The sequence below is a fragment of the Paenibacillus sp. 01T442 genome (assembly GCF_056398345.1).
In genome coordinates this window covers 1-4,459 of record NZ_JBFTPF010000161.1, presented here as the reverse complement: position 1 = coordinate 4,459, position 4,459 = coordinate 1, and the positions used below count along the sequence as shown (strand labels likewise).

Genomic DNA, 4,459 nt, shown 5'->3' with positions numbered 1-4,459 from the left:
GGTAGTTCCTTTACAAAATGTTTTAAGCTCCATTCTTTCCAAATATCATCATTTGATTTTAATACATCTTTTATATGTGGTATTGTCTCTTCTGGATATCTAAGTAACAAAGTTGTTAGTTCTGTAGAGGATTATTATATCGATTTCTTACATTCGCTAATATCGCAAATAGTAGATAATTTCCCCTATGTATACAACTTAATTATTGAATTTAAAAACTTTGGAGAACCCGACATCATTCAGTTCTTTATCTTCTTCGGTAAATTGATTATTTGTATACCCAGATAATGTTTTTCTCCAGAAACTTATAGTATCCAAATTCTTGTCCGTTGGTGTAGTAAAGAGCATCCATTTTCCTCGATGTAAATTGAAGACTTCTCTTACAGAGTTTTCGCCTATTCCTTTACCTCTATAGGGTCTTAGAATAAATATTTCGTTTATCATAAAGTCACAATTATCAAACAAATAGGGTGGCGTTGTAACCAAGATAAATCCTGCTGGTAAGTTTGAATTATGCTGCCCGTTAATACCAAAAGAGGACTTGCCACGTGGCAAGCCCCATAACTATCTTTACCCTTTAATTTAATGGAGTGTTTGAATAATCAGCCTTTATAAATGGGAAAATACAACAAATACTAAAAGGGGATTTCCAATGAAAACTATAATTATTTTAGTAGCCTTTATTACACTATTCACAAATGCAACACCTATTCAAGCAAACCCAATTAATCTGAACAACGAAGAAATACCATGTGATGTATTGAAAGATGCATTTGTTGGGACTTTGCTTGGATCTATAGGCAAAGTTCTTTCGCAGTATAAAGATGAAAGGCAATTCATGGTTGATAAAATGCTGAAGATCAATAGATCGTCGTGKGGTCAATACTATTGGGAGACAACATTGAAAGTAACGACATTTTCTGGAGCTCATAATCCGCCGTATAATCATTATACGATTACCTTTACAAATCAAAACCCCGAGAAACAAATAAGAGCTATTAAGGTCATACAAGAATAGATAATCTGATTAACCCATTGCGGAGCGAGGCTGGTCGAAGTAGCCCTTCGATATTAATCTAACGGTTCTGCGTTAGCTAAAACCATAATAGCTCCTATAAAACTCCAAAACTTTTTCTCTGTGAATTAAACTTGGTTCTAAACCATGCTTTTCAAGTAGTAATTCAGTTGTGTCCATGTAACCACCACCCGTTTCAAGTTATCAGCTACTGTTCTTTATCCATAACCAGCTACTGCCATGCACGTTAAGTTATACTACCTTAAGGAAGTTCTTTATTTCATTCCATGCATCCCCGCTGGAGAATATGAAAGAGTGATCACCAAGATGAATTGTCTTCATTGTCTTCTCTCCTCCCCATTTAGCTACAAGGTTTTTAGAAGATTCTATAGGAATATTTTTATCTAAGTCCCCTGCTAAGCATAGTAACGGAGTTTTAATTGAAGATGCCTTTTTTATTGAATTATAAGATTCTCCAATAAAATAAGATAGCGGAAACATATTATGTAGCTGTAAAGCGTTTGAGATTGATTTGCCCTTAAACTTAGAATAATTATCAAACGGAGAAACTAGAATTGTGCCAACTGTTGAGCGTTCACTTGATAAGTTCACAGCAATTCCCGTTCCTAGGCTATATCCCATCGAGACTATTTTCTTATTATCAATATCACTTCTTTTTGAAAAATAATCATAAATTAAATTTGCGTCATTGTTTAAACTATTCTTACTTGGTTCTCCTTCACTCAGTCCATACGATCTATAATTAATTAATGCTACAGACCATCCATCTAAACCCTCAGCAATCGATAACATATCAGATACTTCTTCCCCAGAACCTCCAAAGTAAATAAGTAGCGGGGCTTCTTTAACACTCGAATTTTTCATAAGCCATCCGTACAAGTTTATATTGTCAGATGTATTGATTTTAATTTCTTCAGCATCACTATAAAGCAACCTAATCTTTTCAGCAGTAGATTGATCAATCTTTTTAGGTTGGTAAACAAGATGATTAATTTTAATAAGTTCGTCCAGATTTTGATAAAAAAAGAGACAAATGATTAAATATGTGCCAATTAAGATAGATAAAGTTAATGATAGTACTGCTATTAATTTTCTTGTATTTCTTCTAACTAATCTCAATAAAATAAGAGTTGTAAGTATAAATAGAATAAGGGAACATACAGCGAAAATATTTATTATTAGTGTATGTTTCTTGAATATTTCTAAATAACCTAACTTTATTTGCTCTATATTCTTCACCCAAGAAGCAACTTTGTATGAGAAAAATAAACCTGTTATTCCTAGAACACCCAAAAAAGCAGAAATAGTATTAATCATATAGAATGCTTTCTTGTTAATTTTCAAATTTAAGCCTCCATTCTCATTAATAAATGTTATAATTTCATTCTAAATTCAATATATTGGAAATTCAACGAACTTATTTTACCTTTTCTTTAAAAATATTGACCTGATTTTTTATGAAATAAAAAAAGGGCAGATTCAATTGAGCCGCCCTTTCATTTATTAAATTATAGAAGTAATGTTATTCGTTAGCGGAATGGCTCTTCCTTTGAGCTCGCTTAATGGTTTAATAGCGAATCAGAGTCGCAATACAGTTATTGATTCGTTGTTAAACACTTCACCGTTGTCACGGAAGCCAAAACTTTCATAAAGCCTTTTGGCAGCAATGTTATCGGATTTATATGGGATCCAGCAGTAATTTGCCGGACCTTCTGGAAAAGTACGGATAAACTCCAAGATTTTTTTCATGGCTTCCCGACCATAACCCCGGTTCTGGTACTGTTTGTCAATCATTAATCGCATGATGCAATAGTTGTCTTCTGCGATTGACGGTTCTTCGTATCCAGTGATTCCATAAGCCAACATTACAAAACCGACGGGCTGCTCATCCGCATAAATGACAAATGGGAATGGATGTCCCCCATTGGTTGCAAGGACATAACAAGAAGCCACGCTGGACAGATTAGACGCAACAAAGTGCCGTTGGTCCACTGAAACTTCCAAGTTAAACATGGCACGCCGGTTTTCCAGAGTGATTTTTCTGAGCGTAATCATGCAGGACTTCCCCCCATTTTGCCACTGTTATAATTAAATATTGCTGAAGCGAAGCAAGCTCCTTAATTATTGTTCTTTCGTTTTGACATCGACTGGGCTCATTCACTAATCAGAAGCTAAGGAAAATACTTTCACCGTTGAGAAACGGCGTACACCGAGTATGGCAAAACTGCGGCATCCTCTCTCGAATCCATGTATGGGCAGCATCGTTCTCCATCACAAAAGCGTAGTAGCCTAACACCGCTGAAAGCATGAAACCTTCAATAATTGAATAAACCTCCTCGTACGGTAGCACTTTACCATAATATCCTGAAACGACTTGTTCCCGATATTCTTTTGGGGTATTTAAAGCAGCCATTGCTACATCAAAAAGTAGGTAACCAAAGCCGAAGAGACAGAAATCGATAAAAGCATAACTTCCTAGCGAAGTAACAAGTATGTTACTCATGTTTAAATCCGCGTGGATGATCCCCTGCTTTAGCGTTCCAGGTTGTCCTGCCCGAAGTCGGTCAACAATGCGTGTTAGTGTTTTTTCGACTATAAGGAAATTCTCTTCTGAGAACAATTCGAGTTCGACCCCGCGTCGAATTTGTTTGAGCATCTTATCAGTTCTTCGAATACCATAATCGGGACGATCCGCAGGGACGACTTTGTCGTATGTATCGAAAAATGTGTGCAGTCTACCAACCTGAGCGCCTAGATGATATGCTGCATCAGTGCTGGACAAATCCTCTTTAGTCAAATTKCGACCTTCTATCCAGTGAAGTAGTGAGCAGCATAGTGTGCTTCCATCTAATTCAAACTCGGTTACGAGTTGTCCGTACCGATTCACTACAGGCACCGGAACCATGAGGTCCGTACGATTTGAGATTGCCACCAACAATCGCAACTCGGATTCAACCCCTTGTCTTGTATGCTGAATGCCGCCAAGATTTAATGTCAAAGGATCATGCACTCGAAGAAGATAGACGCTACCGTTTGACGAATCGATCACTTTATATGTCCGATTTTCATTGTGCCTGAGCAGTGTAGCTTCGGGACTCACGATGTCATATTGGAGCAGAAGATTTAAGATCTTATTGTCCATGATGATCCTCCGATTCTATTTTTCTTTCATTTATTGAGACAAGATTATGTATTTACATAGACAGTTGTTATCTTTTTAATATTAACACATATTGGAAAATACACATATTCAACAAATGGTTCATCTTTAAAAATAACAGCAGCATAAAAAGGTGGTAGTTTTATTCCCCACACTCTTCGCTATTGGATCGAACATTAACGTATTATGATATCTTCAACATCTATGTCATCATAAATTTTTATACTTAGAACAAAACCTATCGATACCATGTTAATCAACAG

The 4,459-nt window shown here is 36.1% G+C and carries 6 protein-coding genes; 1 reads left to right on the top strand and 5 read right to left on the bottom strand.

The window, feature by feature from the left end:
• Positions 1-110: DUF5071 domain-containing protein (locus AC1DLM_RS34855; RefSeq protein ID WP_477572560.1), on the bottom strand; the 110-nt coding region annotated here is incomplete at its 3' end.
• 88 nt (positions 111-198) lie between these two features.
• Positions 199-555: a hypothetical protein gene (locus tag AC1DLM_RS34850; RefSeq protein WP_441992337.1), complete on the bottom strand. Its 357-nt coding sequence runs from the start codon at positions 553-555 to the stop codon at positions 199-201.
• Between the two features lie 97 nt (positions 556-652).
• Between AC1DLM_RS34850 and AC1DLM_RS34845 the strand changes: the two genes are divergently transcribed.
• The gene (locus AC1DLM_RS34845) at positions 653-1,018 is read left to right on the top strand and encodes a DUF3888 domain-containing protein (RefSeq protein ID WP_477572559.1); all 366 of its coding nucleotides are present in this window, start codon (positions 653-655) and stop codon (positions 1,016-1,018) included.
• Positions 1,019-1,267: 249 nt separating this feature from the next.
• Here the strand turns inward: AC1DLM_RS34845 and AC1DLM_RS34840 are convergent, their stop codons facing one another.
• The 3 genes from AC1DLM_RS34840 to AC1DLM_RS34830 form a co-directional block, all read right to left on the bottom strand.
• Positions 1,268-2,380: an alpha/beta hydrolase gene (locus AC1DLM_RS34840; RefSeq protein ID WP_477572558.1), complete on the bottom strand. Its 1,113-nt coding sequence runs from the start codon at positions 2,378-2,380 to the stop codon at positions 1,268-1,270.
• A 234-nt stretch (positions 2,381-2,614) separates the two neighbouring features.
• Entirely contained in the window at positions 2,615-3,091 is a 477-nt protein-coding gene (locus AC1DLM_RS34835) for a GNAT family N-acetyltransferase (protein ID WP_441992658.1), read from the bottom strand.
• Between the two features lie 109 nt (positions 3,092-3,200).
• Positions 3,201-4,178 carry a phosphotransferase enzyme family protein gene (locus AC1DLM_RS34830; RefSeq protein WP_477572557.1) on the bottom strand — a complete coding sequence of 326 codons (978 nt, stop codon included), beginning with the start codon at positions 4,176-4,178 and terminating at the stop codon, positions 3,201-3,203.
• Positions 4,179-4,459: the final 281 nt, after the last annotated feature.

What these genes read in the sequence shown, in the direction of transcription:
- AC1DLM_RS34835 (WP_441992658.1), bottom strand. Translation starts at nt 3,091, where the DNA reads ATGATTACGCTCAGAAAAATCACTCTGGAAAACCGGCGTGCCATGTTT.